Consider the following 25766-nt stretch of genomic DNA (forward strand, 5'->3'; position numbering starts at 1 on the left):
GCCAGCAAACGGGCACAATTCAAGAAAATTTGCTCATCTTATGTTCGAACCGCCTGTACCATCAGGCAAATCGCAGGAATACGGTACACAGCATGGATTACTTTTACAGCGATGAAGCAGGCTTATCTGAGCGTTTAACCACACATATCGCGCCCTTTTGGCAGCAACATGTCCGTATTGGTGAATTTCAGGGCGTCGATGGCGTCACCATAGTGCATGCCCATGTGCTGCACCCTAACCCCATTGGCAGTATTGTGATCAGTGCCGGGCGGGTCGAATCGCTGGTGAAATATCAGGAACTGATTTTCGAACTGTATCAAAACGGCTACTCGGTTTTTATCCACGATCATCGCGGCCAGGGTCTGTCAGGTCGAATGCATAGCGATCCGCAGCGGGGCTATGTAGCTGACTTCGATCATTACGTACAGGATATGGCGACGTTTTACGAAACCGTGGTGGCACAACATAGTCAAACCCAGCCTATCCTGCTTGCCCACAGCATGGGCTGCGCCATTGGCGCCCTGTATTTATTGCAGTATCCGCAGCATTTCTGCAAAGCCGTGTTCAGTGCGCCTATGTTCGGGATTAAATCTCCTCTGCCACCCTGGCTGGCAACCAGTGTGATTCATGCCGGCATTACCCTCAATGAGCTGGTATCCCGTAAACCCTGGTATTTCCTGAGCCAAACGCCCTATATTGATGTGCCGTTTGCTATCAATACCTTAAGCCACAGTAAGCTGCGCTACAGCCATTTTCGTCAGCAATATCAGCAACAGCCGTCTTTACAACTGGGTGGGGTCACTTATCAATGGCTGGATGCGGCGGTGGAAGCGATGGATCATGTCGAGCAGCACGCCAGTGAGATACTCACGCCATTACTGGTGCTGCAAGCAGGTGGCGATCATGTGGTCGACAACAAAGCGCAGTCACACATCTGTGCACTGTTGCCCCACTGTGACAAGCGAGTCATCAAAGATGCCCGTCATGAACTGATGATGGAAAGTGATGAATACCGCCAACCGGCGCTGGCGTTAACTTACGAGTTTATGCGTTTACCTGAGCATCCCGCACAATAGAAATAGGATCCTGATGGATCAGCACGTCCGCTTCAGGATACGCACGCATAATCGCTTCTTCTACCGCATCGGTAATGCCATGGGCCTCCAGTAGCGGCATCTTATCGTCCAGTTCCAGATGGAGTTGGACAAATTTAGTATGCCCGGCCTGACGGGTACGCACCGCATGCACCCCATGTACCCGGGGATGAGCACACACGATGCGCTCAATATCAGCAGTGAACTCCGGTGGCAGTTCTTTATCCATCAACGCAGCAGCGGATTCCAGCGCAATGTCTTTTGCCCCCCAAATCAAGTACAGGGCGATACCGATAGCGAACCAACCATCCACTGAATAATATCCCTGCATGGTTAGCCACAGGGATAACAAAATCGCCAGATTCATCAGCAAATCCGAGCGGTAATGCATAGAGTCGGCTTTAATCGCGACCGAATTCGTGCGCTGCACGGCAACGATTTGCAGCGCCACCAGCGCCAGGGTAATCACCACACTGGCTATGGTGGCATACACTGCCAGTTCACCGTTATCGATAGGCTGCGGGTGCTTGAGGCGGTCAATACTGTGCAAAATCAACAACATAGCCGAGCCCATAATAAAGGCTGCCTGAGCCAGACCGGCCAGTGATTCCGCCTTACCATGCCCAAAACGATGATCATCATCCGCCGGCAGCAGCGCATAACGCAGCACGAAAAAGTTAATAATCGAGGCGGCCACATCAAATACGGAGTCTGTCAGAGACGCCAGCATCGCCGCCGAGTCACTCATATACCAGGCAATGGCTTTTATAGTAATCATGCACAGTGCGGCAATCACCGCGGCACTGCTGGCAAGGCGGGTCCAAAACTGATACTGCTGTCTGTGTGCGCTGGCCGTCATGAAAAACCTATTAAAAATCAATTAACTTGTAAAATTGGCCAGCCAGTATAACGGCAAGCTGGGTTCGCTTCATCCGATTTGCTATGCTTGCCGGCAATTTCACTTAGTTATTTTTCTGCATGCTCGATATCGTTTTGTACCAACCGGAAATTCCACCCAATACCGGCAATATTATTCGTTTATGTGCCAATACGGGTTTCAGACTACACCTGATCGAGCCGTTGGGTTTCGACTGGGATGACAAGCGCGTGCGGCGCGCTGGCCTGGATTACCACGAATTTGCCGATGTGAAACGCTACGCCGATCTGGACGCCTTTCTTGCTGATATAAAACCGACTCGCTTGTTCGCCTGTACCACCAAAGGTAAAGCCTATTTTACTGAGGTAAGCTTCGCCCCCGGCGATGCCTTATTGTTTGGTCCGGAAACCCGCGGTTTACCCGCCGATATCATTGAAAGCCTGCCGATGCCGCAACGCTTGCGCATCCCGATGCGCCCGGACAGCCGCAGTATGAATTTATCCAATGCTGTCTCGGTGTTTGTGTATGAAGCCTGGCGACAAATGGGTTTTGATGGCGCGGTGTAATGCAGTCATTGTAGAGTGCGCCGCCTATCTGTTAGCGTAAATGTTTAGTCATTCAAATTATGTAAGGAATCAGGGATGCATCCTCATCGAAATGCCATTGCTTTTGGCAGCCTCGTATTTTTAGTTGTCACATTTATTCTCCTTATCATTGCAGCCCTGTGGGCATGGCCAAAATACAAAGTTTACAAACAAGAAATGGATGGCATCGCAGCGCTGCGAGAGGCCGAGTGGAGCAAACAAATATTGATCGAAGAGGCTAAAGCGCGAGAACAAGCTGCGCTGATGCAAGCAAAAGCAAAAGTTACTTTGGCGCAGGCTGAAGGTCAGGCAGAAATTGAGCGGGCAAAAGCGACTGCGGAAGCAAATCGCATTATTGGTGATTCATTGAAGAACAACGATGCTTATCTTCGCTACTTGTGGATCATGGGGTTACAAGATGAGTCTGGTGAGAGAATTTATATTCCCACTGAAGCCGGGTTACCCATCCTGGGAGCAGGAAAAGCAGGTAAATAGCAGCAATGGCTATCTGGCATGAACTTTACGATATCTTTGCCCGTGAACGGCAACACAGACTGTCTGCCAATGCAGAACGTGAAGCGCTGGTGTTTGAAATTAATCAGAATCTGGCCACGCTGGCTGACGCCCTGTCCGCACATGCCCCAAGCGGGGTCACATCGGGTCTAAGCCTCGCTCCGCTGTTACATGCTGCGTTTGATCAATTTCGTCAGTCCGGTCGCTCGCTTAACACGCTGCAAAGCAAAAAACTGAGTCGTAAAATTTACGCTAACTATGCGGAATTTGAACGATATGACGGGCAGGATACCCGTAGCCTGATCAACAACGCCTATTTGCGTGTTCACCGCCTCAATAGCCTGCTGAAACAATCCACATCCAATGACCTGAGTCGCCGGGCACAGAGTCTGTTTAGATTTTTAATGCTGCTTAACGCGCATATTCAGCAGCAGCCACTCAAACAAAAAGGGCGGTAAACACCGCCCTTTCGTTAATGACCCCGTCCTTCACGGTGTCCCCTTTCCTGCCACATTTCACGACGCTCGTGCTGCCTGTCCTGCATTTGCGCCCTCTGCTGGGGTGTTAATATCTGCAAGGTCGCATAGCGCTGTTTGGCCATTTCTACCCCAGCTTCAACAAACCCTGGCTGATACTGGGCATACAGGGCATCCCATCCAGCCTGACTAAAGTTGCCGCTGGTAATTAATGCCTGCTCAGCGGTGTGAAACGCCTGCATCTGCGCACGATTTGCCTGCATACGCTCACGCTGCTGCTGTTGCAATGTATCCAATTCAGCCTGCTGTGCATCGGTCAACGCTAACCCTTTTTGCCATTTGGGTTCTCGCTCTGGGCGATCCGCCATGCTCTGCTGACGATCGTTGCGCTTGACTGCCATGATGGCCAATAAGGCTTCACGCTGATCAGCATCCAATACTGCATACAAGTTCGCCTGACGCTCTACCCGTTGCCATTTTTTGTCCTTTGCCAGCGTTTCACGCTGCTCTACTAACTGCGTGACTTTCGCTTCATTAAAGGTTTCACTGTCAAGCACATTGGCCATTTCTTGCATGATTTCGCGCATGGCCTGCCGGTCTTCACCACGCTCACCGCGCATCGCTTTACGTTCTGCCTGCATACTTTCACGCAACTGTTGTTTTTGCTCGGTGGACAAATTTAATTGCTCCAGCACGTCACGCATTTCTTCACCCGGGCGCTTACCGTCGTGGGCAACAACATTGAATGCCATCGCACCGATTACTGTGCTCATGACTAACGCTAATACTGATTTTCTCATGGGGGTTCTCCGTTTTGGTTCAAATCTATACTAGCGAACTGATTGCAAAGTAACGCAAAGGCCGTGTAAAGCTTGTGTAAAGACAGATTGATTAAGCTATTTCACCCACCGGTTACGCGTTAGGATAGGCATCAAGGAGAGCGTATGGCCTACCAAATCTTATTAATTGATGATGATCGCGAACTGGCTGCGCTAGTCATTGAGTTTCTTAGCCCACAGGGATATCAGCTCACCCATGCTGAAGACGGTGAACTCGGCCTGAGAATGGCACGTGCACAACACTATGACCTGATTTTATTGGATGTCATGATGCCAAAGCTGGATGGCTTTGACGTACTGCGGCAATTGCGTCCGGCGGTGCTCACGCCCGTGCTGATGCTGACAGCCCGCGGTGATGACCTGGACCGTATTCTGGGTTTAGAAATGGGGGCCGATGATTATTTACCTAAGCCCTTTAATCCACGTGAGCTGGCCGCGCGCATTAAAGCCTTACTGCGTCGTGAGGCACTGTTAACTCAGGCTCACTCTCAGCGCGTACTAAATAGCCCGTCTGTCAGCCTGGATCCGGGTCGTCAATTTGTCAGTTGTGCCAATCAGCCCGTGGTGTTGACCGGTACCGAATTTGCAACCCTGCAATTACTGATGCAGCGCGCCGGAACACTTGTCAGCAAAGAAGACATCAGTGAGCAGGTGCTCGGGCGTAAGCTCGCCGCGTTCGATCGCAGTATCGATATGCATATCAGCAACTTACGTAAAAAGCTTAGCGATATTCAGGACGCCGAATTAATCCGCACCGTGCGCGGCGCCGGCTATTTATTTCTGGAGTCGGTGCAATGAACTGGTTGAGCAGGCTCAACCCGGCTAACCATTTATTCGGGCGAATTTTCCTGTGGTTCTGGATCACCTTGATTTTAGTTGTGACCGTCACCGCCTTCGCCACCCGAGAGATCGCCCGCAATCAGGAAGGCAGCCTGAGCGAACTCAATGAGAGTCAGGAACACTGGCTGGAAGAAAATCAGCGCCTGCTGGCAAGGCTACCTGCGCTGCTCGAACAATCCCGTGATTTAGCCGCAGCGCTGGATCGTCTGAGTAAGCGCAATCGTCAGCTGATCGTATTGGTTCGCCAGCGGGATAATGCCCTGATTAGCCCAGTGCCCGCGCGCGAGCTTGGAGACAGTAAAGCGTTCGCACGTGCCAGTGCCAGTGATGAAGCCGTAATGCTGCATATTCGCCATTTTGAATTTATTGGCCCAATCAACAAAATTACTTACAACGGTGACACCTATAGCCTGTTTTTGGGACGCATGGCACGTCCCAACCCGTTGCGGGAATTCCGCGAGCAATATCCGCTGGCATTACTCACACTGGCGTTAATACTCAGTGCCGTGCCGTGCTTTTTGCTCGCCCGGTCCTTGGTTAAACCCTTAACCGCATTGGGACGCCACGCGCGACAGATGGGTGCGGGAAATTTACAATCCAAGGATCTGCACACCGCACTACGGGGGGATGAAATCGGTCAATTGGCGCGGGAATTTAATCAAATGGCCACCCATCTGGAAGATATGCTCGAACGTCAGAAACGCATGTTATCGGATATCTCCCACGAATTACGCTCACCACTGACCCGCATGCAAGTTGCGGTAGCGCTGGCGGAGAATGAATTTGGTGAGGACCATCCCCTGTGTAAACGGATCAGCAAAGAGGCTGGGCAATTGGATACCATGCTGGGACAGCTGCTTGCACTAGCGCGACTGGAAAGTCAGCAATCCCAGCGATACAGCCATTTCCAAACCAGCGACATACTCAGCCAAATAGTCCAGGATGCTGAATTTGAAGCGAGCGCTGTAAATAAACACTTGATATCTGAATTCGGTGATAGCGCGCCCTTGTATGGCGATGCTCAGCTGATTGCCAGCGCGCTCGAAAATATTCTGCGCAATGGCATCAAATACGCCAAACAAAGCATCGCCGTGCATGCCAATCTACCGGATGACCAATCCTGGCAACTTGTCATCGAAGACGATGGGCCGGGCGTAGCCGAAGAGCACCTGACAAAATTATTTACGCCGTTTTACCGTACCAGTGAGGCGCGGGATCGTGACTCCGGTGGCGTAGGGTTAGGATTAGCCATCGCCGCGCGCGCTATTCACGCCAATGGTGGTAATATCAGCGCCATGCGCAGCACCGAATATGGTGGGCTGCGCATTGAAGTGACGTTGCCATTACATCCCGTCAGCTAAATAAAAACATGATCTGACCCCGCAAAAATCCACGTCCGGCGTGGATTTTTTCGTCATAGCCCCGTATTCTTGCATGCCTTAGCAGCCCTTGTTCGTGTGGAGAAAAAACAATGTACAAATTGGTGTTAGTACGCCACGGTGAAAGCCAATGGAATCTGGAAAACCGCTTTACTGGCTGGCATGACGTAGACCTGACTGAATCAGGTGTCGCGCAAGCCAAAAATGCTGGTCGTTTACTTAAAGAAGCGGGCTTTGAATTTGATCAGGCTTACTCCTCAGTGCTGGTACGTGCCATTCGTACACTGAACATTATCACCGAAGAAATGGGCCAGATGTGGTTGCCGGTCGAACGTCACTGGCGTTTGAATGAGCGTCATTATGGTGCGCTGACTGGTTTGGACAAAGCCGAAACAGCGGCCAAACATGGCGACGAGCAGGTTAAAGTCTGGCGTCGCAGCTTTGATATTCCACCTCCGGCCGTTGACGAGAGCAGCGAACATTTCCCAGGCCATGATCGTCGTTACAAAGGCATCGACCCACGCGCCCTGCCTAAAGCAGAGTCTCTGGCACTGACCATCGACCGCGTACTGCCATACTGGCATGACGTCATCAGCCCGGCAATTCAGGCTAACAAGCGCGTCATCATAGCCGCCCACGGCAACAGCTTACGCGCTCTGGTGAAATATCTGGATAACATGAGCAACGAGGAAATCCTTGAGCTGAATATCCCAACCGGCGTACCACTGGTTTATGAACTGGACAAAGATCTGAAGCCCATCAGCAAAGAATATTTAGGCGACGCAGCACAAATCAAAGCCATGATGGATGCGGTTGCTAAACAGGGTCAGGCGAAAAAATAAGCCCTGCACAATTGGAAAAGCCGGCGACAGCCGGCTTTTTTGTGCTTGATATATAGCGAATACCGCTCTTTTGTCAGGGCTTGTCAGCTAACGTAAAGGTTAAGTAAAGGCGGCAACTTTTTCCCTCCATTGGTTCTAACAAGGCTTCTAAACACAACAAAAAGGAAGCCTCATGCATACGCGCTTTGCCCTGATTTTTTCTACCCTCAGCCTGTTATCTCTTACCGGTTGCGGCGGTTCCGACAGTAGCGACGACACCAGCTATACGTCTGCCTACTTACAGTTCTACAACGCATCCAGTAACAGCCCAAGCGTAAGCTTTCTGGTTGACGACACCCTGATTGGCAAAAGCAGCTTTGCCGATGCCACCAGCCTTGCGACCGTGACTGATGGAGATGCTCATGAGCTGCAATGGATTTACGAGGACGAAGACGATGCCGAACATAACGTCGCGACGGACACGCTGACTCCCAAAGAAGGTTACAAAACCCTGATTGTATTGAGCGGTGATTTTAATGACCCTGAATTTATCCACTACGCGATAAAACGCGACGATCTGGAGGATAACTTCCGGCTGTTTGCGATGAACGTAGCATCGGTGGAAAACGAGTACGACATTTATCTGGCGCCCGCTGGTGCCGGGATTGCTGACGCTACCTTGCTGGCGACGCTCAGTTATCAAAATGGCACCGAACTGGATAACCCAGACGCCACCAACGATGCCCCCTATTGGCCGACGGGCGATTATGTGATTTACCTGACTGAGGTAGGCACGCAAAATATTCTGTATGATAGTGCCACACTGAATCTCGCCTATGAGACGGAATACACCCTGATGGTGCGTAAATCAGCCGGTGCCCTGCAGGGCCAGCTCAGCATCGATCTGGTGATTAACAGCACGACCGTGAGCAATATCAGCGACATTAACGCAACCGCACAGTATCGGGTGTATAACAGCCTCGACGATGCCAATAGCCTGAGCATGACCCTGAGCGACAACCAAAGCAACGACTCAGAACTGTCGCTGGCCACCGATACCCTGTCGGAATTCTCTGCGGCGGCTTATGGTGACTACCGCCTGCATGCGAGCTTAGGCGAATTGCGCATCGAAAATCGTCTGCTATCGCTAAATCAGGGGCAAAGCAAAGCGCTGATCTTTTACCAAAATGCTGAGCAGCAGCTGGCACTGCTGACCGTCACCGAAAGTGAATTACCCCAGGTATATGAACATGACCTGCGATTAGTGAATCTGACCAATGATTATGACGATATTGCGATCTACTTTGTGCAAGCCGACCAAACCATTGAAAGCAGTAATCATTACTTCCTCGGCATCGAGTTCGCCGAAACCGCAAACTATAAGTTGCCGTTGGGGTACTACGAGGTCGTTGCTGTGGCAGAAGACGAGGACGGCAATCTGGTGCTGATGGACAGAACCCCGTCCATGACACTGGAAGAAGGCGAAAACTATCTCATCACCTTAGAGACCGATACCACCTCTGCCACTGGCTATCGCTTACACGTCTTACACTAAGGCACAACCGACCAACAAAAAGCCCGCTTTGTTGCGGGCTTTTTTAACTGGTTTATTTGGATTCGCTTTTGCGATCGCGGCCTAACAATGCCAGACTGGCGTCCATAGCGGATTTACCCTCGTATAAAACCTGGTAAATCTGCTCAGTAATAGGCATTTCCACGCCCTGACGTTGCGCCAGCATGTGGACTTCTTTGGTATTACGATAGCCTTCCACCACCTGACCAATTTCATCCATCGCCTGTTGCACCGATTTGCCCTGACCCAATGCCAGACCAAAACGACGATTGCGGGATTGATTGTCAGTACAGGTCAACACCAGGTCACCTAACCCTGCCATGCCCATAAAGGTTTGTGGCTCGGCACCTAACGTGGCGCCTAAACGGGTCAGTTCAGCTAACCCACGGGTGATTAACGCGGTGCGGGCATTGGCACCATAACCGATACCATCAGCCAAGCCGGCACCGATAGCGATAACATTTTTTACCGCGCCGCCAAGTTGCACACCGATGAAATCATCATTTTTGTACACCCGGAAACTGCGGTCACAGTGCAGCATCTCTGCCAGTTGCTCAATAAACTCATCATCACAGGATGATAATGAAATCGCGGTCGGTAACCCGGCGGCCATTTCCTTTGCAAACGTTGGACCTGACAACACCGCTAGGCTGCGCTTTTCACCCAGTTCCTGACGCGCAACCGCCTGCAATAAATCGCCGTTATCCGGATCTAACCCTTTGGTTGCCCAGGCAATTTTATGGGTATCCGTCAGTTGCGGCGCAATCGCTTTCAACATGCCACGAAACGCATGACTGGGTACCACGACTAACACAAAGTCCGAATGAGCCAGCGCTTTGTTCAGATCGGTTTCTACGTTCAGGCTGGCAGGAAACGTTGCCCCCGGCAGATAGCGTTCATTGCTGCGGGCTGCAGCCATCGCTTGCATTTGCTCACTGTCCCGCCCCCACAACAGCGTATCAACGCCGTTACGGGCAAAACATATAGCAAGGGCGGTGCCGTAAGACCCCGCCCCCAAAACCGTTAACGTTTTGTTCTGCATTGCAATTACGCGTCAAGCTTCGGCGCTTCGCCGCCTTGTTGCGCATCCTGCATACGTTTTTGCATGTACGCTGCGAAGACTGCTTCAAAGTTTACCGGTGTCAGGTTCAGTACCGGGAATGAACCACGGTTAACCAGGCTGGCAATCGCTTCACGGGCATATGGGAACAGGATATTTGGACAAGCCACACCCAGAGTGTGTACTTTGTGCGCATCTTCCATACCGCCGATAGTGAAGATACCTGCCTGCTGTACTTCAACCAGAAACGCCACATCATCACCGAGTTTGGCAGTAACCGTAACTGACAGCACCACTTCGAATAAATCGTTCCCTAATGGGTTGCTCTTGGTGTCCAGATCCAAATTGATATCCGGTTTCCACTCTTTCTGGAACATCATAGGGGTGTTTGGCGCTTCGTAGGAAATATCTTTTACATAGATGCGCTGGATGGCGAATTGTGGGCCTTGTTGCGGCGCTGCGCCGTTCTCATTTACTTGTTCTGTCATGGTTTTTCCTAGTTATTATTGTCCGGCCTGGCCGGTTAAAAGGGCGTCTAACTGACCCCGAGCGTCCAGCGCATATAAATCATCGCAACCACCAATGTGTTGCGCATCGATAAAGATTTGCGGAACCGACGTGCGCCCATTGGCACGATCCAGCATTTCACTGCGGCGGGCGGGCTCACTCTCGATATCATATTCGGTAAAATCTAAGCCCTTTTGGCTTAACAGCGCTTTGGCCCGGCGGCAATAACCACACCAGTCCCGGGTATAAATTTCAACGTTCGACATAAATTACTTACTCACTGGTAAGCTGGCACTGGTCCAGCTGCCCATGCCACCTTTCAATACACTCACCTGCTCAAAGCCGGCTTTGTGTAAACGGTTAGCCACAGGCTTGGCACTAATACCCATATTACATACCACGATAATGGGCTTAGATTTGTACTTTTCAACCTCAGCCAGGTCACCTTTAAGGATTTTATCCGACGCGACATTTTTGGCGCCCAGAATATGGCCTTTACGAAAATCGGCCTGACCACGGATATCCAGTACCACCCCATCATGCTTGTTCATCAGCTCGGTGGTTTGGTGATTATTGATTTCTTTTACTTTGGATAACGCGCCAGCGATAAAGCTATAAATCAGTGCCACGAACAACACGATCCACAGGCCACTAAGTACAAAATTAGCGGTTAGAAACTCTACAAACTCTTCCATTTCGGCTATTTCCCCTGAAAATGGTGCGAAAAACAGTAAAAAACGACCGCAGAGTATATAGAAATCGCCGCCTGATTACAGTCCCTTGCTTTTGATCCACGTTAGTTTCTTCACAATTGGAGCATCTGTGGCAGAATGCATCTGAAATACAAGTGAGTAGGATCAATAACTTGCAGGCTCGTCGCGTCTTTTTGCTATTTTTTTTAAGCTGGAATCTGCTCTGCGCCGGATACGCCGTGGCGCAGCAGGAAGAAGAAAAACTGACCGAAATCCAGCAACAAATTCGCGAAAAGCAGGCCTCACTGCAACAAGATCTGGCTAGCGCCAAGAGCCTGCAGGCACAACTTAAACAGGATGAATTGCGCGTCGCCGAAGCGGCCAAACGCCTCAATCACACGCAGACGGCCCTGCAACAAAACCAGACAGAAACAAAAAAACTCAATGCAGAGCGACAGACCCTGCAGCAACAGCTCAATCAGCAGCAAGCAGTATTAGCCGAGCAATTGCGCAGCGCCTACATGGCCGGCGATCATGACTACGCCAAGATGTTGTTTAACCTGAATAAAGCCGGTGAATTCGAGCGCATGCTTAGTTACTACCAGTACCTGAGCAAAGAGCGCCAGCAACAAATCGATACCTTCCGCACCCTCGGTGAACAGCTTGCCGCAGTCGTCGCCGAGCTGGCGTCCAGGCAGCAAGAACTGGAGACACTGGCCAGCACCCAACTGCAACAAAAATCTGAGCTGGATAAGCAACAAAAGCTGCGTGAAATTACCCTTGGCAAGCTTAACCAGCAAATCGCTTCGCAGGCGGCGCAGGTAGAGCAGTTACAAATCAACGAACAATCCCTGTTGCAGGCTCTGCAGGAAGCCCAGCAACAGCAACAATCCAGCAATCAGCAACCTGTGGCACTCAATGGTCTGGCCCGTCTGCAGGGTAAATTACCTAAGCCGGTCAGTGGCCGAATGGATACGCTGTTCGGTAAACGTCGCCAGGGACAAGTGCGCTGGAAAGGTGTGATGATTTACGCCAATGCCGGAGATCAGGTCAAAGCGGTAGACGATGCAAGGGTATTATATGCCGACTGGCTGAAAGGCTTTGGACTGGTTATCGCGTTGGATCACGGTGATGGTTATATGAGCCTGTACGGGCACAATCAGGCGCTGTTGCTTAATGCCGGCGATACCGTTCGCGGCGGGGATACCATTGCACTGGTGGGTCAAAGCGGGGGGCAAAGTTTACCCGGACTGTATTTTGAAATCCGTCACAAAGGCGAACCCGTCAACCCGGGTAAATGGCTGGTCAGATAAATGGACTAAACCGAATTGCCAGAAAACCAACCAGCACCCACAGCAGATACATCACAATACTCAACGCTTTGGCGAGCCCTTTGGTGTAACCAAAATGCAAAAACGTACGCTGGATCCGCTGTGCTGAATTTGCGCCTAACCCACCGAACACCACCATGGTAAACAGCATCATCGACGAGGCTAGCGTGGCGTCCCCGGAGATTGTCGAAGCCATCCACAACACACTGACGGCAAACACGGCACCCGATAGCATGGTCGCTATTTGTGCAAAGGATAATCGGGGGATTTTTATCGGCATGCTGAAACTCGCCAAGTCAATTGGGGGTGTTATACTCACTGCCCGTAACCTTAACCCAAACCGGTGGATGTTGTCTTGCCAAGGACGCTGATTTTCCTGCTCTCGCTGTGCATGTCCTGTTATGCCTCAGCCGCTAAAGTCGCCATCATTATGGATGACATTGGCTACCGTCAGTCTGATATAAACACCCTAAGCTTACCGGTTGCAGTGACCTTTTCGATATTGCCCTATACCCCACTTGGACAACAGATTGCCCAGCAGGCGGCGCAGCAGCAGCGTGAAATCATGTTGCATATGCCGATGGAAGCGGACAATGGCAAATATCCGGGCCCCGGGGCAGTGATGGCGAATATGTCAGCCCAATCGATTCAACAGCAATTGCAGTTAGCATTGAATGACTTACCTCAGGCAGTGGGTCTGAATAATCATATGGGCAGTAAGGTTACCCAAATGCCCGCGGCGATGCAGGCCATGGCAGAGTGGCTTGCAAAGCAGAATCTGTATTTCGTTGATAGTCGCACTACCGTGCGTACCCGAGCGGAGCAAGCGGCCCGCGCCAAAGGCATCGCGACCCTGCATCGCCATGTTTTTCTGGATAATCAGCTCAGTGAGGCTGAAATGCAGGCGCAGTTGCGTCGACTCATCGCCCTGGCAAAAAAGCAAAATAATGCCATTGCCATTGCGCACCCCCATCCACAAACCGTGGCGTTTTTGGCGGATGTTGAGCTGCGCCTGCGCAAGCATGACATCGAGCTGGTACCGGTGAGTCAATTATTCCCACCGAAGCAATTGGTACAACAATCCCACAAGCCACCAGCAGGTGACAAAGTCCATGCAACTGCGCGATAAAACGGTCTGGATCACGGGTGCGTCATCAGGCATTGGTAAAGCCCTGGCGCAGGCATGCGCTGCACAAGGCGCAAGCCTGATTCTGTCTGCCAGACGAATAGATGCGTTAGAACAGGTCAGACAAACCCTGCCTAACAGTCAGCAACATTGGGTTATTCCGCTTGATTTGGCGTTACCTGAACTGGCTGCCAAGACAATTAACGACAACCTGCCCGCGCTGCCACCCGTGGACATACTGATAAATAATGCGGGCATTTCGCAACGTAGTCGTATCGCCGATACTCAGCTTGATGTGTACCGACAAGTCATGGAAGTGGATTACTTCGGCACGGTTGCTGTGACTCAGGCACTATTGCCGATGTTAATCGCGCGCAAAGGAATGGTCGTCACGATTGCCAGCGTGGCGGGCAAAGTCGCCGGACAGGGTATGTCAGGTTATAGCGCGGCCAAGCACGCCATCGTGGCGTTTATGGATAGCCTGAGGGCAGAGACAGCAACTGACGGATTACAGGTATTAACTGTGTGCCCGGGATTCGTGCAAACCGATATCTCACGTAACAGTCTGACCGGCGATGGCAGCCAGTTCGGTGAGCTTTCGTCCTCCATTGCTAACGGCATATCCGCACAGGACTGCGCCACGCAAATTATCCGAGGCATAGAGCACAACAAACGGGAAATCATCATAGGTAAAGGACTCAGTCGCTGGGCGCCATTGATTAAGCGTTTGTTTCCGCTGTGGTTTATGTCACTTAGTGCGAAAATGGCCGGGCGCGACTAATTTTTACCCGAAGGGTGGCTTTCGCTAACCCGGGTTTTGTTATAATATAACATCCCTTTAGCCATCGACATTTATCCTATGAGCATCAGTAAAAACGGTCTTCTGGACAGATTTGGTATCTGGATCAGCAGCTTATGTGCATTGCACTGCTTGCTGTTACCTGTCCTGCTGCCAATTTTACCGCTCATTGGCGCATCCATCTTCGCAGAGGTATGGTTCGAACGTACGATCCTTACCCTGTCATTATTAGTCGGTAGCTGGGCACTGATATCCGGTTATAGCCGCTTTCACCGCCAGGCCTACCCCTTGGGGCTATTACTGGCTGGCGGCCTGATTTACTGGAACAAAGACATGTTTGGCGAGTCGATGGAGCCCTTCACCATTGCCGTTGGAGCATTACTGCTGATTACTGCCCATGTCAGCAATCTGCGTTTGTGCAACCGCTGTCAGGATTGCGAAGAATAACTCAGGGGTGACGGTTGTGCTTCTGCCGTTTGTAAATGATGAGCACGTCTGACTAACGCTCGACTGGGAACATTAGTAAACACGCCGTTAACCCCCATTGCCGCCATATCATCCAAATCCTCGATTTCATCTACCGTATAGACATAGACAGGCAAGCCCCGCTGATGGGCGTCGAAAACGAAATCAGCACTCAGACAGTCGATATCAATATGCACCGAATAGGCATTCAGTTGCTGAGCAAACGCCGCGTAATCCAGCGGACAACTGGCGGTTAGTGCACCGATCTGAATGGATGGCCGCAGTTGTTTAACGTTGAACAACAAGTGGTGATTAAACGACGACAAGATAAATTGCTCGAGACGGAAATCCAGTTCATTTACTGCCCTGTCGATATGTTGCAATACAGGCAAGACATCACTGATCCCCTTCAACTCAATATTCAGTACGCAGGCGCCATTGATGCATTGCAGGGTTTGCCATAGCGTGGGTACAACCTGACCGTTGCCGGCATCCAGCAGAGCCATTATGGCTTTGCTCTGATCTTTCACTCGCCCGGAGCCAGACGTCGTGCGGTGTAGCCAGCGATCGTGAATCACATAGAGTTCATCTTCCACTGCATGCACATCGATTTCGATGCCATCTACGCCACGTTCAATCGCAATTTGAAACGCTTCAAGGGTATTTTCAGGCGCTTCACTACTGGCGCCCCGATGAGCAAAAATCAGCATAACCGACCTTGTTACTTGGAATGTAATTTATGTGCGTTAACAGTCTCGTACAGGGCAGCACAGATAACCAGTGCCCCACCAACAAATGTTTGCCAGGTCGGTTGCTCATTGAGTACCAGCATCGCCAGAATCACCCCGTATAGTGGCTGCATACAGGCCACCAGTGAAAAGGTTTTCGCCCGGAGGTGTTTGAGGGTAGTGGCGATCAACGCATGGGGGGCGGCGGTACAAAGCGTGCCAAGGATCAGCAGTTTCCAGTAGGTTGCGGGCTCGGCTTGTGCCAGATTCGGGGACACAAACCAGATCAACACCAACACAATCACCAGCGTCTGCCAGGCCATCGCTTTGGGTCCGGAATAATGAGAAAAGTACTTACGATGCAATAGGTTGCGTAGTGCGTACAGCAGGGCCGACAACACGCCTACGGCGATTCCGAGCGTCACGTCGTTATCCAGGGAAACCTCAGGCACAATCAGAAATATCCCAATAAATACGACCAGTGCACTGACTAAATCCTGCCAAACGAGCCTGATGCCCTCAAATAATGGCTCCAGTAACACAGTGATCACCGGGAAGGTAAACAGCGCAATCATGCCCACCGATACCGATGAGTACTGCATTGAAGCAAAATAACTGACCCAGTGTGTCGCCATCAGAATGCCCAGCAACAACGCCATCAGATAATCTTTGCCACGATTAAGCCGCCAGTCACCGCCGAGCATTCGTAATAAGCCAAATAAGCACACACAGGCGATGATCGCCCGCGCTAACGTGATATCCAGCGCGGACAGAGGGATAAGTTTAGAGAACAGCGCTGTGACGCCCAGCAACACAACGGCTAGATGCAGGGCGTACAGACTTTTTTGTGCGTGATTCACGCTGGGGTGTTCAGCTCAGCGAATTTTTCACCCAGACGGGTTACCTGGCCTGCGCCCACATCAGTAAACTCCAGCATGTCTTTTTCGAACAACATGACCACAGTGGAACCCAGCTTGAAGCGTCCCATTTCGTCGCCTTTCTGCAGTTTAATTGCATTCAGGCCACTGGCCGGATATTGCCAGTGATTCACATTGGTACCGGTTGGCGGCGTCACTGTGCCTGACCAGACGGTTTCAATGCTGGCAACAATGGTTGCGCCTACTAACACCATGGCCATTTTGCCATGGGGCGTGTCGAACAGGGTCACCACGCGCTCGTTACGAGCGAACAAACCTGGCACGTTTGCTGTGGTTAACGGGTTCACCGAAAATAATTCACCCGGCACATACAGCATGTCAGTCAACTGACCCTCGACTGGCATGTGAATGCGATGGTAATCACTTGGAGATAAGTAAATCGTGGCGAATTTGCCCCCGATAAATTGCTCAGCCAGTTTGGCATCACCGCCGAGCAACGCCTGTGCGGTGTAATCGTGGCCTTTGGCCTGAAAAATCCGCCCCTGCTCAATATCGCCTAACTGACTAATCGCCCCATCCACCGGATAGACCAATACATCATCCGCTTGCTCAATTGGGCGCACGCCCTCTTTCAATTCACGGGTAAAGAAATCGTTAAAGGTTTTAAAATCTTCGGCGCGACTGAGCTTGGCTTCCGACATATTGACTTTGTATTGCTTGATGAACAATTTAATCAACGCTGTTGTCAGCCAGCCGGCGCGCGCTGCCGCGAGTTTGCCCACTAAACGTGACAACAAATGCTTTGGCAGGATGTACTGCAACTTAACTTTCAGATCGTCCAAAATCATGCTTCCTGAACTAATTAAACATACCAAACACCCAATCGGTGTCCGGATCAATTTTCGCTGTTGCGCTTATGTTTAGCACCAGCAAATGCGGGACGTTGCTCCTGCAACGCATCGCGAATTTTATGAAAGCTATCAAAGCGGCGCAGATCGATATCCCCGCGTTCAACGGCCTCCCGTAATATACAGCCGGGGTCATTTTTATGCTTACAATCACGAAATTTGCAGCCGCCGAGATAGTCACGAAACTCAATAAAGCCATTTTGCAGACGTTCTTCGGGCAAGTGCCACAGCGCAAATTCGCGCACCCCCGGCGAGTCAATCAAATCGCCGCCCTGAGGTAAATGTAATAATTTAGCCGCCGTCGTGGTGTGCTGGCCAAGCCCCGAGTTTTCTGACACATCATTGGTCAACTCATTGGCATCAGGTAACAATTGATTGACGATACTGGACTTACCCACCCCAGACTGACCAACAAACACACTGCATTTTCCGTCTAACAATTCCAGCAGGGGCGCCATCCCCTCTCCGGTTTTGCAACTAAGCAACAACACCCGATAGCCAATGTCGCGGTAGAGCTGTAATTCTTGCTCTACAACATTGCGCTCATTGTCTGACAACAAATCGACTTTATTCAGCAGGATAATCGGCGGAATGCCCACATCTTCTGAGGCAACCAGATAGCGGTCAATAATATTCAGCGACAGCACCGGCAACACCGCGCTCACCACAATAATTTGATCAATATTGGCCGCTACGGGCTTTACCCCATCATAATAATCAGGCCGGGTGAGCAGGCTCTTACGCGGTTCAACAGCTTCCAGTACACCACTTACGTTGGCGCTGTCTTTACCAGGGCGGAATAATACCCTGTCGCCACATACCACATCCTGTATATTGCGCCGAATATGGCAGCGGGTAATCTCACCTTCACTGGTTTCTATATCCGCATGCTGACCGAAACGCCCAATCACCAGGCCGGTTTGCGCATCACCCAACTGCTCATCGGCAGGCAGATCGGATTGCTGCAGGCGTTTGGACAAATTGTCCGATACCTGACGTTTCTGTCGGTTTGTCAGTTTATTGCGTTTTGCCACGATAGAAATGCTGAATTACTATTAGGCGCAAATGATAACCCGAGCGCCACGTTTTTACACGTGACAACCTTTCTAGTGAGACAATATGCAGGTAAATAATCGCAATCTGGTGTGGATCGACATGGAAATGACAGGCCTGGATCCCGACACTGACAAAGTATTAGAGATTGCCAGCATCGTGACGGACTCCGATCTGAATATTCTGGCGGAGGGTCCGGTCATCGCCGTGCATCAGCCCGATAGCGTACTGGACGGTATGGATGAGTGGTGTACCCGCACCCACGGCGAAAGCGGTCTGACCCAACGCTGCCGCGATAGTCAGGTTAGTGTGGACGATGCTACTCGCATGACCATCGAATTCCTGCAGCACTGGGTAGATGCAGGTAAGTCTCCTTTATGTGGTAACAGTATTGGGCAGGATCGCCGCTTTCTGGTGCGCCATATGCCAGAGTTGGAAGCCTATTTCCATTACCGCAATGTGGATGTGAGTTCAGTTAAAGAATTGGTGCGCCGTTGGAAACCCGAGCTGCTGGACGGTTTTTCTAAGAAAAATGTGCACTTAGCACTGGATGATATTCGCGAGTCAATTGCCGAACTGGTGTATTACCGCCAGCACGTGTTTAAGATTTAAGCAATCAGACCCTATCAGGCGCAATTCGTGCAAATTAACGCTTGCGTCTGACCGTTTTTTTTGTAAAATGCGCGTCCGCTTGGGCACGATAGTGCAAGCGCAAATCGGTACGCGGGAATAGCTCAGTTGGTAGAGCACAACCTTGCCAAGGTTGGGGTCGCGAGTTCGAGTCTCGTTTCCCGCTCCAAACTTCTCTTTTGAGTGTTTGGTTTAAATCCGGATTGTAATCACGACCCACTTTTGGTGTCACGAGGTGGAACGCCACCCCGGTCGGTCTGATTCCCTTCCAAACCGATTCAAATACCTCCTATACGCGGGAATAGCTCAGTTGGTAGAGCACAACCTTGCCAAGGTTGGGGTCGCGAGTTCGAGTCTCGTTTCCCGCTCCAAATTCTTTTTAAAGTTAAAATTCTTAGTTACCTTCGAGCTATTCGATCTCGCTCCACTATTTGTTTGGGGTCGCGATGGTTCGACACATCGACCGAGCGTCGGCCGGTTCAGTCTCGTTTCTCCGATTAGTTTAAATTATTTCGCTCCGCTTTTTTTGTTGGGGTCTCGAGGTGGTGCGCCACTCCGCTGGGGTGCCAGCCAATCAAGTCTCGTTTCCCCAGTGCGACGCTTCGACTCCAAATTTTTGAAATCATTGAAGTATTATTTCACCCAACGGTTCAGAAGAACTCGCTCCACTATTTATTGGGGTCTCGAGGTGGTGCGCCACTCCGCTGGGGTGCCGGCCAGCGGGACGCCGCCCGGTTCAATCTCGTTTCTCGGGTTCGACGCATCGACTCCAATTTTTCACAAGTTTCTAATTAATACTGACTGTTTTTAACCACGCATCCACTGTTGGGAACCTAAACAAATTAGGTGCGTCAGATGAATACAAAAATCATTTGTTACTGAACAACCTGAAAAGATAATTTTTATTTATTTTTCAATAACATTGTAATTTTTTGCTATTGAATAAATATGCTGCACAAATTCAGTGCACCCCATATCAACAACCTTCGTTAACATAATTCGTTCTATTTCAGTTACAGCCAACACTTATTGTCGCGACTTTTTATGCATTTTGATTGCATAAAAATCTTGATGAACCCCCTGCATACCGTTACATTTCGCAACCTTTTTGGTTGGCAAGGTCGGCAAACATCTTGCAGACTGCTAGAAACCTAACATCGTTTTGACACTCAAACAGGACACTCAAATGAAAATCAAAAAGTCGTTACCGTTTGCAAAAACTGCCCTGTCATTGGCCGTTGTTGCCACGTTTAGTGCAGATATTGCAGCGCAGGAAGTGGAGCAAGGTGGTATTGAGACCATTCAGGTGACTGCAACCCGACGCACCGGAACAGTGCAGGATGCCCCACTAAACATCACCGCGCTGAATTCTGATGTAATGGCTGAGCAAAATATTGGCGATTTAGACGACATCGCCCGTTGGGTGCCAGGTTTGACCGTAACCGACCAGGGCGGCCGTTCTGATTCCCCGATTATTGTGCGTGGCTTAAACACTAACTCTTCCGGCCCAAGTTCAGATGGCGGTACCGTCGCGACCTACGTAGGTGAGATTCCGCTTTTCATCAATCTGCGTCTGACCGACATTGACCGGGTTGAAGTCCTGATCGGCCCGCAAGGTACTCTGTACGGAGCTGGCACTCTGGGTGGCGCAATTCGCTATATTCCTAAGAAAGCAGACATGGATTTCACCAGCGGCAAAGTGTTTGGTGACATTTTCTCATTAAGCCAAAGCGACAGTTTGGGTGGCGAAGGTGGTTTTGTTTTCAATACCCCGATAATTGAAAATAAACTGGCGGTCAGAGCATCGGTTAACTACTTCAATAACCCAGGATTCATCGACTACAACTATGTGGTCAAAAATCCTGGCGTTTCTTTGCCAGACCCGGATTGGTCTGACGCTAGTGCGGTAAGCGATAACCTGAAGCAGGTTAAAGATGCAAACGGCGAAGAAACGCTGACCGCCCGTGTCGCGCTGCGCTGGTTACCTACAGACGATATCGATGCAACGCTGGCCTACACTTATCAAAATCAACAGGTCGAAGGCCGTTCAATCACGCAATATGGTGCATTGGATAGCTCCAATCCACTTTCTCAGGTGATTGGTAAATATGAGTCTGCTTATCGATACGAAGAGCCGCGTGAAAAAACGGATGAATTATTAAGCCTCGAAATCACTGCAGATTTAGATTTTGCCGAACTGGTGTCCGCAACCGGCTATTCAAAATACAGCGCCGAGGGCCAACGAGACCAGTCTGATCTCTTGATTCGCCTGGCGTATAGCTATGAAGAGTTCCCGGCATTTGCCGCATTTACCCGTGAAGTGGAAGATGTTGAGATCATCACTCAGGAAATCCGTTTAGTTTCAAAAAACACTGACAAACTGTCATGGATCGTAGGTGCGTTCTACAACAATCTGGATTCGTTCGGAGACAGCTCTGAATTTACCCCAGGGTTTGCTGAATACGCGCTGGATGTGTGGGAAGCTGGCGGTAATCCGCGTCCGGACATGCTGGAATACTATTCCGTCGATTACACAGAAATCACCGAGAAAGCAATTTTTGGTGAGCTTACCTACGTCATCAATGATAAATGGGATGTGACCTTGGGCTTACGTCAATATCAATACGATATTGAGTCAAGTTCTGCCATTGACCTGCCTCTCTACTACACCGTGTTTGATGGTCGTGAATCAGATTCTTTGGAACTGGAGTTTGTTGACTTGGCAGCAGATGACAGTGGCAGCCTATTCAAATTCAACACTAGCTACGACTTCAGCTCAACCGTAATGGGTTACCTGACAGTGAGCGAAGGCTTCCGTATCGGTGGGACTAACGGCGTACCTGCGTGCCCACCTGATGTTGACGACAGTTTCCAGAGTGTTTGTGCACTGCCTGATGAGGTTGCCTATGCGCCGGACACGACTACCAACTACGAGTTAGGTTTCAAGAGCACCTGGTTGAAGAACAAACTGCATTTCAACGCCGCCGTATTTAAGACTGAATGGGAAGATGCACAAATTTCTGGTGCAACTTACTTCGGTCAGCAACCCATTCTGGCTAACGCGGGCAGTGCTGAAACTCAAGGTTTGGAAATTTCCTCGCGCGCGCTGTTAGGTGATCACTTCACGGTTTATGGTACTTACTCTTACACCGAAGCTAAATTAACCTCTGACGCAGATGGCTTATTTATCCGATTCGAAGCAGATGAAGATGTCACACAAGAAGTACGCGACTATTACTCAGCCAAGTCGGGTGATCGTCTGCCTGGTTCACCTGAGCATCAATTCTCCTTTGGCGTGAAGTACAGTCAGGATCTGATGGACGACAAGGTGCTGGAAGTGGTGTATGGCCTGACCGCGCAGAGCGACGTTATTACCAAAGTAGGCTTACGTGCAGATGGAGAAACTCTGCCAGGTTATGCATTGAGTAACCTGTCTGCCAGCATCAAAGCTGACCAATGGGCGGTAACACTGTATATCGATAACCTGTTCGATAAATACGCGTTCACCTCTACCCGTCGTGATGTGAGTGATATTGGCATGGCGGCCTATCCGGACTTTAATGCCAACCGTACCGACCTGCTGCGCAACTATGGTCATTACCTGACCCAACCGCGTAAAGTCGGGGTTAAATTCACCTATACTTTTGGTGAATAATCCCCCTCACAAGGTTAAGATAAGGGCATAATTTTTATGCCCTTTTTATTATGTCACACCCTCTCCACCAGCAGGCAATTCAACTAATCAATCAGGGACAATTTGTTCAGGCACACCCTTATCTGGTGCAACTGGTGAAAGACGTTCCCACCCATGCTGATGGTTGGTTTTTACTGGGTATTATCAATCTCGAAGTCGGTCAGATACCCAAAGCCATTCAATTAATCGAAAAAGCCAACGGATTAGCTCCCAGCAGTGAATATCTGGCTCATTTAGCACGTGCTTATTCACTGATTGGCGATTTACATCAGGCGCGCCAAGTGGCCGAAAAAACGCCAGCCAGCCATTTGTCATCCGCACTCACATTAGACACCTTGGGTGTGGCATTGAGTCGGGTGGGGCTGCACGAACTGGCGCTGACATACTTTAATAAAGCCGTAGAGAATGCACCGGAAAATCCGGCCTTTTTGTACAATCAGGCCGTCTCGTTAAAATTTATTGGCGACTTTGATTCGGCCAGACAAGCTTTTGAGCGCGCAATAAGCATCAACCCCAATCACTATCGCGCTCATTATGCGCTGAGTGAAATTCGCGAAGATAGCAAAGATATCCAGATCCTCTCACGCCTTCAGCAGGCCTACACCGACGCGGACAGTGTCGATGCTAAGTTGCATCTGGCCCATGCCATGGCGCGGGAATTCGAACGCCGGCACGAATATCGTTGCGCATTTGATGCATTGACCGATGCCAAACAAGCCTATCTGCAGCACCCAAAGTTTGCATCAATAGACGATTCGCCATTGTTTGACCTTGCCATCCGTCAGTTGGCCCTGCCAACGTCAGGTGGCCACAGCAATGCTGAGCCCATCTTCGTGTTAGGCATGCCACGCTCGGGTACAACCTTGGTAGAACGAATCTTGTCCAGTCACAGTCAGGTCACCAGTGCCGGTGAACTGCAGGATTTCGGCATGGCAGTTAAGCATCTGAGTGCAACGCCCAGCCGCATGGTGTTAGACCCCGAGACATTGCAACAAGCCGAAACGATTGCTCCTGAGATATTAGGGCAAGACTATCTGTCACGTACCCGTGTGGTTACCGGCAAAACACCGCGCTTTGTGGATAAGTTGCCGTTTAACTTTTTTTATCTGGGCCTGATAAGACGCGCACTACCGAATGCCAAAATTATCTGTTTATTGCGCGATCCTCTCGACACCATTATTGGCAATTATCGACAGCTATTTTCTATTCAAAGCCCCTACTATCGATATGCTTATGACATTCAGCATAGCGCTGAATTTTACGGCCGCTTCTATCATCTGGCCCATCAGGCCAGCCGCCATTTAGATTACTTTTTGTTGCTGGACTATCAACAGTTAGTCAGTGACCCTGAGCACCAAATCAGACATCTTCTGACGTTTTGCGATCTGCCATTTGAAGCCGCCTGTCTGAACGCAGAGCAGAACACCGCGCCGGTTTCTACCGCCAGTAAAGTGCAGGTGCGCGAGGCGATTAATACCCGTTCTATCGGGCGTTGGCGACGCTATGCGGATGAATTGGCACCAGCAGCGGCTATCCTGGAGGCACAGGGCATACCGTTCGATGCTTAACACTTGATTTCTGAGTGTGGTCAGTGCCACACTCTAACTGGTCTAACCAGAGGAAATTCTATGCCTGTGTCTAACCCACTCAGAAAGTTTGTCGACCGTGTAAATCATTATCCGTCGTGGCTCAGTGCCAAATTAATGACCTGGGTGTTTCGCAACAAAGTCAAATTAGCCGGCACTGCCAAAATCGATATTCTGCGTACCGATGGCCGCAGCGTGACCTTTCGTCAACGTAACATCAAACGTACGCAAAACCACATTGGTGGTGTGCATGCTGCCGCAATGATCTTACTTGCCGAGTCGGCGACAGGATTTATTTGTGGAATTAATCTTCCCGGCGATAAGTTACCGCTGGTTAAAAGTATGAACTTTCGCTTTGTGCGTCGTTCTGTGGGCGACATGCAAGCCGTTGCCACCCTGACAGATGCGCAAATAGAACAAATGCAGCGCGACGAAAAAGGCGCCATTACTGTAACGGTGGTGGTCACCGATCAAAGCGGCGAACAACCTATCGAATGCGATATCGTCTGGGCATGGGTACCTAAAAAGCCCAAAGCGGCATAATCGTTTGTACTCTAAATAAAATTTCACTTCATGAAATCGCTACAGGCCATGCCCAACGTGGCCTGTAGCCATGCCAGTTTTTTTATCAATTTGCGCATTTTTTATTGACAGCTTTAAAAATTGAGCCTATTAAGTGCGTGTTTATGGACTGGGTCCAAAAACATTCCTGATGTTTAATTTTTGAGTTGGGGATGCCTGCTATGGCACAGAAAACTAGAGAAGATTACTTAAAGGCGCCATTTAACGATTACAAGAATTACCCTTATGGTTTTTCTCGTTCTGGTGATTTCTCCATTAAAGAAGCACAGGCCCTGCATAAATATGGCAACCTGATTTGTGCTTTAGCCGATGGAATACTCGCACCAGAAAACAGTGAAGATGATGCGCTATTAGCGGTTGCCCAAGGTGTGAAGGAACCAACCACACCGGCTGAAAAAGCCTGGTTGCGTTATCAGACCCGAATCAACCGCCCCAAAGCGGCCAGTATCTATGGTCGTCGCCCTGCTGCTGAAGAAGACGACAGTGCCCCAAGCATTGAGCTGGAAGCAGAGATCGACGATTAATCGATGCATCCGAAAAATACGCGCTCCGGCGCGTATTTTTTTGTTCATTTCACCCCCAAGTTGGCAATTTCATCCTACGCTACGCAATATTAAGAATATTTATCCCCATTATTAGCCATTTCACGGTTTAATATTGCACTTTGCTCACGTATAGTCGAAATCTGGGCTAATGCCCTTAGGTCTGAGTTAATCCTCAGCAAACACGAA

28 protein-coding genes and 2 tRNA genes are annotated in these 25766 nt (G+C 50.2%); 19 read left to right on the plus strand and 11 right to left on the minus strand.

Annotated elements, in window-relative coordinates; all coding sequences use genetic code 11:
* Positions 1–92 precede the first annotated feature (92 nt).
* Positions 93–1076, plus strand: coding sequence for an alpha/beta fold hydrolase (locus TK45_RS13405; RefSeq protein ID WP_131259352.1), 984 nt, complete (start codon positions 93–95; stop codon positions 1074–1076).
* On the opposite strand, the gene TK45_RS13410 is transcribed toward TK45_RS13405, so the two are convergent.
* Positions 1045–1953, minus strand: a complete 909-nt coding sequence (locus TK45_RS13410) for a cation diffusion facilitator family transporter (protein WP_131259353.1) — start codon at positions 1951–1953, stop codon at positions 1045–1047. The two genes, TK45_RS13405 and TK45_RS13410, sit on opposite strands and share 32 nt — an antisense overlap.
* 119 nt (positions 1954–2072) lie before the next feature.
* On the opposite strand from TK45_RS13410, the gene trmL reads away from it, so the two are divergent.
* The 3 genes from trmL to TK45_RS13425 all read left to right on the plus strand — a co-directional run bounded on the left by trmL (position 2073) and on the right by TK45_RS13425 (position 3526).
* Positions 2073–2537: a tRNA (uridine(34)/cytosine(34)/5-carboxymethylaminomethyluridine(34)-2'-O)-methyltransferase TrmL gene (gene trmL / locus TK45_RS13415; protein ID WP_131259354.1), complete on the plus strand. Its 465-nt coding sequence runs from the start codon at positions 2073–2075 to the stop codon at positions 2535–2537.
* 75 nt (positions 2538–2612) lie between these two features.
* On the plus strand, positions 2613–3050 hold the full coding sequence (locus TK45_RS13420; protein ID WP_131259355.1) for a hypothetical protein: 438 nt from the start codon (positions 2613–2615) through the stop codon (positions 3048–3050).
* Positions 3051–3055: 5 nt separating this feature from the next.
* Complete coding sequence (locus tag TK45_RS13425) at positions 3056–3526, plus strand: hypothetical protein (RefSeq protein WP_131259356.1); 471 nt, start codon at positions 3056–3058, stop codon at positions 3524–3526.
* Between the two features lie 14 nt (positions 3527–3540).
* On the opposite strand, the gene TK45_RS13430 is transcribed toward TK45_RS13425, so the two are convergent.
* Entirely contained in the window at positions 3541–4344 is an 804-nt protein-coding gene (locus TK45_RS13430) for a Spy/CpxP family protein refolding chaperone (RefSeq protein ID WP_131259357.1), read from the minus strand.
* A 144-nt stretch (positions 4345–4488) separates the two neighbouring features.
* Here TK45_RS13430 and TK45_RS13435 point away from each other — a divergent pair, with 144 nt between their 5' ends.
* From TK45_RS13435 to TK45_RS13450, 4 genes are all read left to right on the plus strand, one after another.
* A complete protein-coding gene (locus TK45_RS13435) occupies positions 4489–5181 on the plus strand; it encodes a response regulator transcription factor (RefSeq protein WP_131259358.1) in 693 nt (230 codons plus the stop codon).
* Entirely contained in the window at positions 5178–6584 is a 1407-nt protein-coding gene (locus tag TK45_RS13440) for an ATP-binding protein (protein ID WP_131259359.1), read from the plus strand. Before TK45_RS13435 ends, TK45_RS13440 begins: the two co-directional genes overlap by 4 nt.
* Before the next feature lie 110 nt (positions 6585–6694).
* The gene (gpmA, locus tag TK45_RS13445) at positions 6695–7444 is read left to right on the plus strand and encodes a 2,3-diphosphoglycerate-dependent phosphoglycerate mutase (protein ID WP_131259360.1); all 750 of its coding nucleotides are present in this window, start codon (positions 6695–6697) and stop codon (positions 7442–7444) included.
* A gap of 172 nt (positions 7445–7616) precedes the next feature.
* On the plus strand, positions 7617–8978 hold the full coding sequence (locus TK45_RS13450; RefSeq protein WP_131259361.1) for a DUF4397 domain-containing protein: 1362 nt from the start codon (positions 7617–7619) through the stop codon (positions 8976–8978).
* Between the two features lie 52 nt (positions 8979–9030).
* Here the strand turns inward: TK45_RS13450 and gpsA are convergent, their stop codons facing one another.
* From gpsA to TK45_RS13470, 4 genes are read right to left on the minus strand one after another with little or no spacing between them, the layout of a single operon-like run.
* Positions 9031–10044 (minus strand): NAD(P)H-dependent glycerol-3-phosphate dehydrogenase, encoded by a 1014-nt coding sequence (gpsA, locus tag TK45_RS13455; RefSeq protein WP_371414282.1) that lies wholly within the window; start codon positions 10042–10044, stop codon positions 9031–9033.
* The gene (secB, locus tag TK45_RS13460; RefSeq protein WP_131259363.1) at positions 10044–10544 is read right to left on the minus strand and encodes a protein-export chaperone SecB; all 501 of its coding nucleotides are present in this window, start codon (positions 10542–10544) and stop codon (positions 10044–10046) included. Before secB ends, gpsA begins: the two co-directional genes overlap by 1 nt.
* Positions 10545–10559: 15 nt before the next feature.
* Positions 10560–10829 carry a glutaredoxin 3 gene (grxC, locus tag TK45_RS13465; RefSeq protein WP_131259364.1) on the minus strand — a complete coding sequence of 90 codons (270 nt, stop codon included), beginning with the start codon at positions 10827–10829 and terminating at the stop codon, positions 10560–10562.
* Between the two features lie 3 nt (positions 10830–10832).
* Positions 10833–11258, minus strand: coding sequence for a rhodanese-like domain-containing protein (locus TK45_RS13470; protein WP_131259365.1), 426 nt, complete (start codon positions 11256–11258; stop codon positions 10833–10835).
* Between the two features lie 152 nt (positions 11259–11410).
* On the opposite strand from TK45_RS13470, the gene TK45_RS13475 reads away from it, so the two are divergent.
* Complete coding sequence (locus TK45_RS13475; RefSeq protein WP_254426623.1) at positions 11411–12568, plus strand: murein hydrolase activator EnvC; 1158 nt, start codon at positions 11411–11413, stop codon at positions 12566–12568.
* Here TK45_RS13475 and TK45_RS13480 read toward each other — a convergent pair.
* Complete coding sequence (locus TK45_RS13480; protein ID WP_131259366.1) at positions 12561–12866, minus strand: hypothetical protein; 306 nt, start codon at positions 12864–12866, stop codon at positions 12561–12563. The two genes, TK45_RS13475 and TK45_RS13480, sit on opposite strands and share 8 nt — an antisense overlap.
* 75 nt (positions 12867–12941) lie before the next feature.
* Here TK45_RS13480 and TK45_RS13485 point away from each other — a divergent pair, with 75 nt between their 5' ends.
* From TK45_RS13485 to TK45_RS13495, 3 genes are all read left to right on the plus strand, one after another.
* The gene (locus tag TK45_RS13485; RefSeq protein WP_131259367.1) at positions 12942–13715 is read left to right on the plus strand and encodes a divergent polysaccharide deacetylase family protein; all 774 of its coding nucleotides are present in this window, start codon (positions 12942–12944) and stop codon (positions 13713–13715) included.
* Positions 13699–14493: an SDR family oxidoreductase gene (locus TK45_RS13490; protein WP_131259368.1), complete on the plus strand. Its 795-nt coding sequence runs from the start codon at positions 13699–13701 to the stop codon at positions 14491–14493. The genes TK45_RS13485 and TK45_RS13490 overlap by 17 nt, the downstream gene beginning before the upstream one ends.
* Positions 14494–14571: 78 nt before the next feature.
* Entirely contained in the window at positions 14572–14958 is a 387-nt protein-coding gene (locus TK45_RS13495; RefSeq protein ID WP_131259369.1) for a MerC domain-containing protein, read from the plus strand.
* On the opposite strand, the gene TK45_RS13500 is transcribed toward TK45_RS13495, so the two are convergent.
* From TK45_RS13500 to rsgA, 4 genes are read right to left on the minus strand one after another with little or no spacing between them, the layout of a single operon-like run.
* Complete coding sequence (locus TK45_RS13500) at positions 14940–15686, minus strand: glycerophosphodiester phosphodiesterase family protein (protein ID WP_131259370.1); 747 nt, start codon at positions 15684–15686, stop codon at positions 14940–14942. The genes TK45_RS13495 and TK45_RS13500 overlap by 19 nt on opposite strands.
* 11 nt (positions 15687–15697) lie before the next feature.
* A complete protein-coding gene (locus TK45_RS13505; RefSeq protein ID WP_131259371.1) occupies positions 15698–16564 on the minus strand; it encodes a DMT family transporter in 867 nt (288 codons plus the stop codon).
* A complete protein-coding gene (asd, locus tag TK45_RS13510; protein ID WP_174719790.1) occupies positions 16561–17424 on the minus strand; it encodes an archaetidylserine decarboxylase in 864 nt (287 codons plus the stop codon). The genes TK45_RS13505 and asd overlap by 4 nt, the downstream gene beginning before the upstream one ends.
* Before the next feature lie 53 nt (positions 17425–17477).
* Positions 17478–18524, minus strand: a complete 1047-nt coding sequence (gene rsgA / locus TK45_RS13515; protein WP_131259372.1) for a small ribosomal subunit biogenesis GTPase RsgA — start codon at positions 18522–18524, stop codon at positions 17478–17480.
* A gap of 85 nt (positions 18525–18609) precedes the next feature.
* Between rsgA and orn the strand changes: the two genes are divergently transcribed.
* The 7 genes from orn to maoP all read left to right on the plus strand — a co-directional run bounded on the left by orn (position 18610) and on the right by maoP (position 25559).
* Positions 18610–19155, plus strand: coding sequence for an oligoribonuclease (gene orn / locus TK45_RS13520; RefSeq protein WP_131259373.1), 546 nt, complete (start codon positions 18610–18612; stop codon positions 19153–19155).
* A 111-nt stretch (positions 19156–19266) separates the two neighbouring features.
* Positions 19267–19342, plus strand: a tRNA-Gly gene (locus tag TK45_RS13525).
* Positions 19343–19468: 126 nt separating this feature from the next.
* A tRNA-Gly gene (locus TK45_RS13530) sits at positions 19469–19544 on the plus strand.
* Positions 19545–20359: 815 nt separating this feature from the next.
* Positions 20360–22828: a TonB-dependent receptor gene (locus TK45_RS13535; protein WP_131259374.1), complete on the plus strand. Its 2469-nt coding sequence runs from the start codon at positions 20360–20362 to the stop codon at positions 22826–22828.
* Positions 22829–22878: 50 nt separating this feature from the next.
* Positions 22879–24435, plus strand: a complete 1557-nt coding sequence (locus TK45_RS13540; protein WP_131259375.1) for a sulfotransferase — start codon at positions 22879–22881, stop codon at positions 24433–24435.
* A 60-nt stretch (positions 24436–24495) separates the two neighbouring features.
* Positions 24496–24996, plus strand: a complete 501-nt coding sequence (locus tag TK45_RS13545; RefSeq protein WP_131259376.1) for a DUF4442 domain-containing protein — start codon at positions 24496–24498, stop codon at positions 24994–24996.
* A 200-nt stretch (positions 24997–25196) separates the two neighbouring features.
* Positions 25197–25559 (plus strand): DUF413 domain-containing protein, encoded by a 363-nt coding sequence (gene maoP, locus TK45_RS13550; RefSeq protein WP_131259377.1) that lies wholly within the window; start codon positions 25197–25199, stop codon positions 25557–25559.
* Positions 25560–25766 lie beyond the last annotated feature (207 nt).

The sequence above is a fragment of the Bowmanella sp. JS7-9 genome (assembly GCF_004329715.1).
Taxonomy (GTDB): Bacteria; Pseudomonadota; Gammaproteobacteria; order Enterobacterales; family Alteromonadaceae; genus Pseudobowmanella; species Pseudobowmanella zhangzhouensis.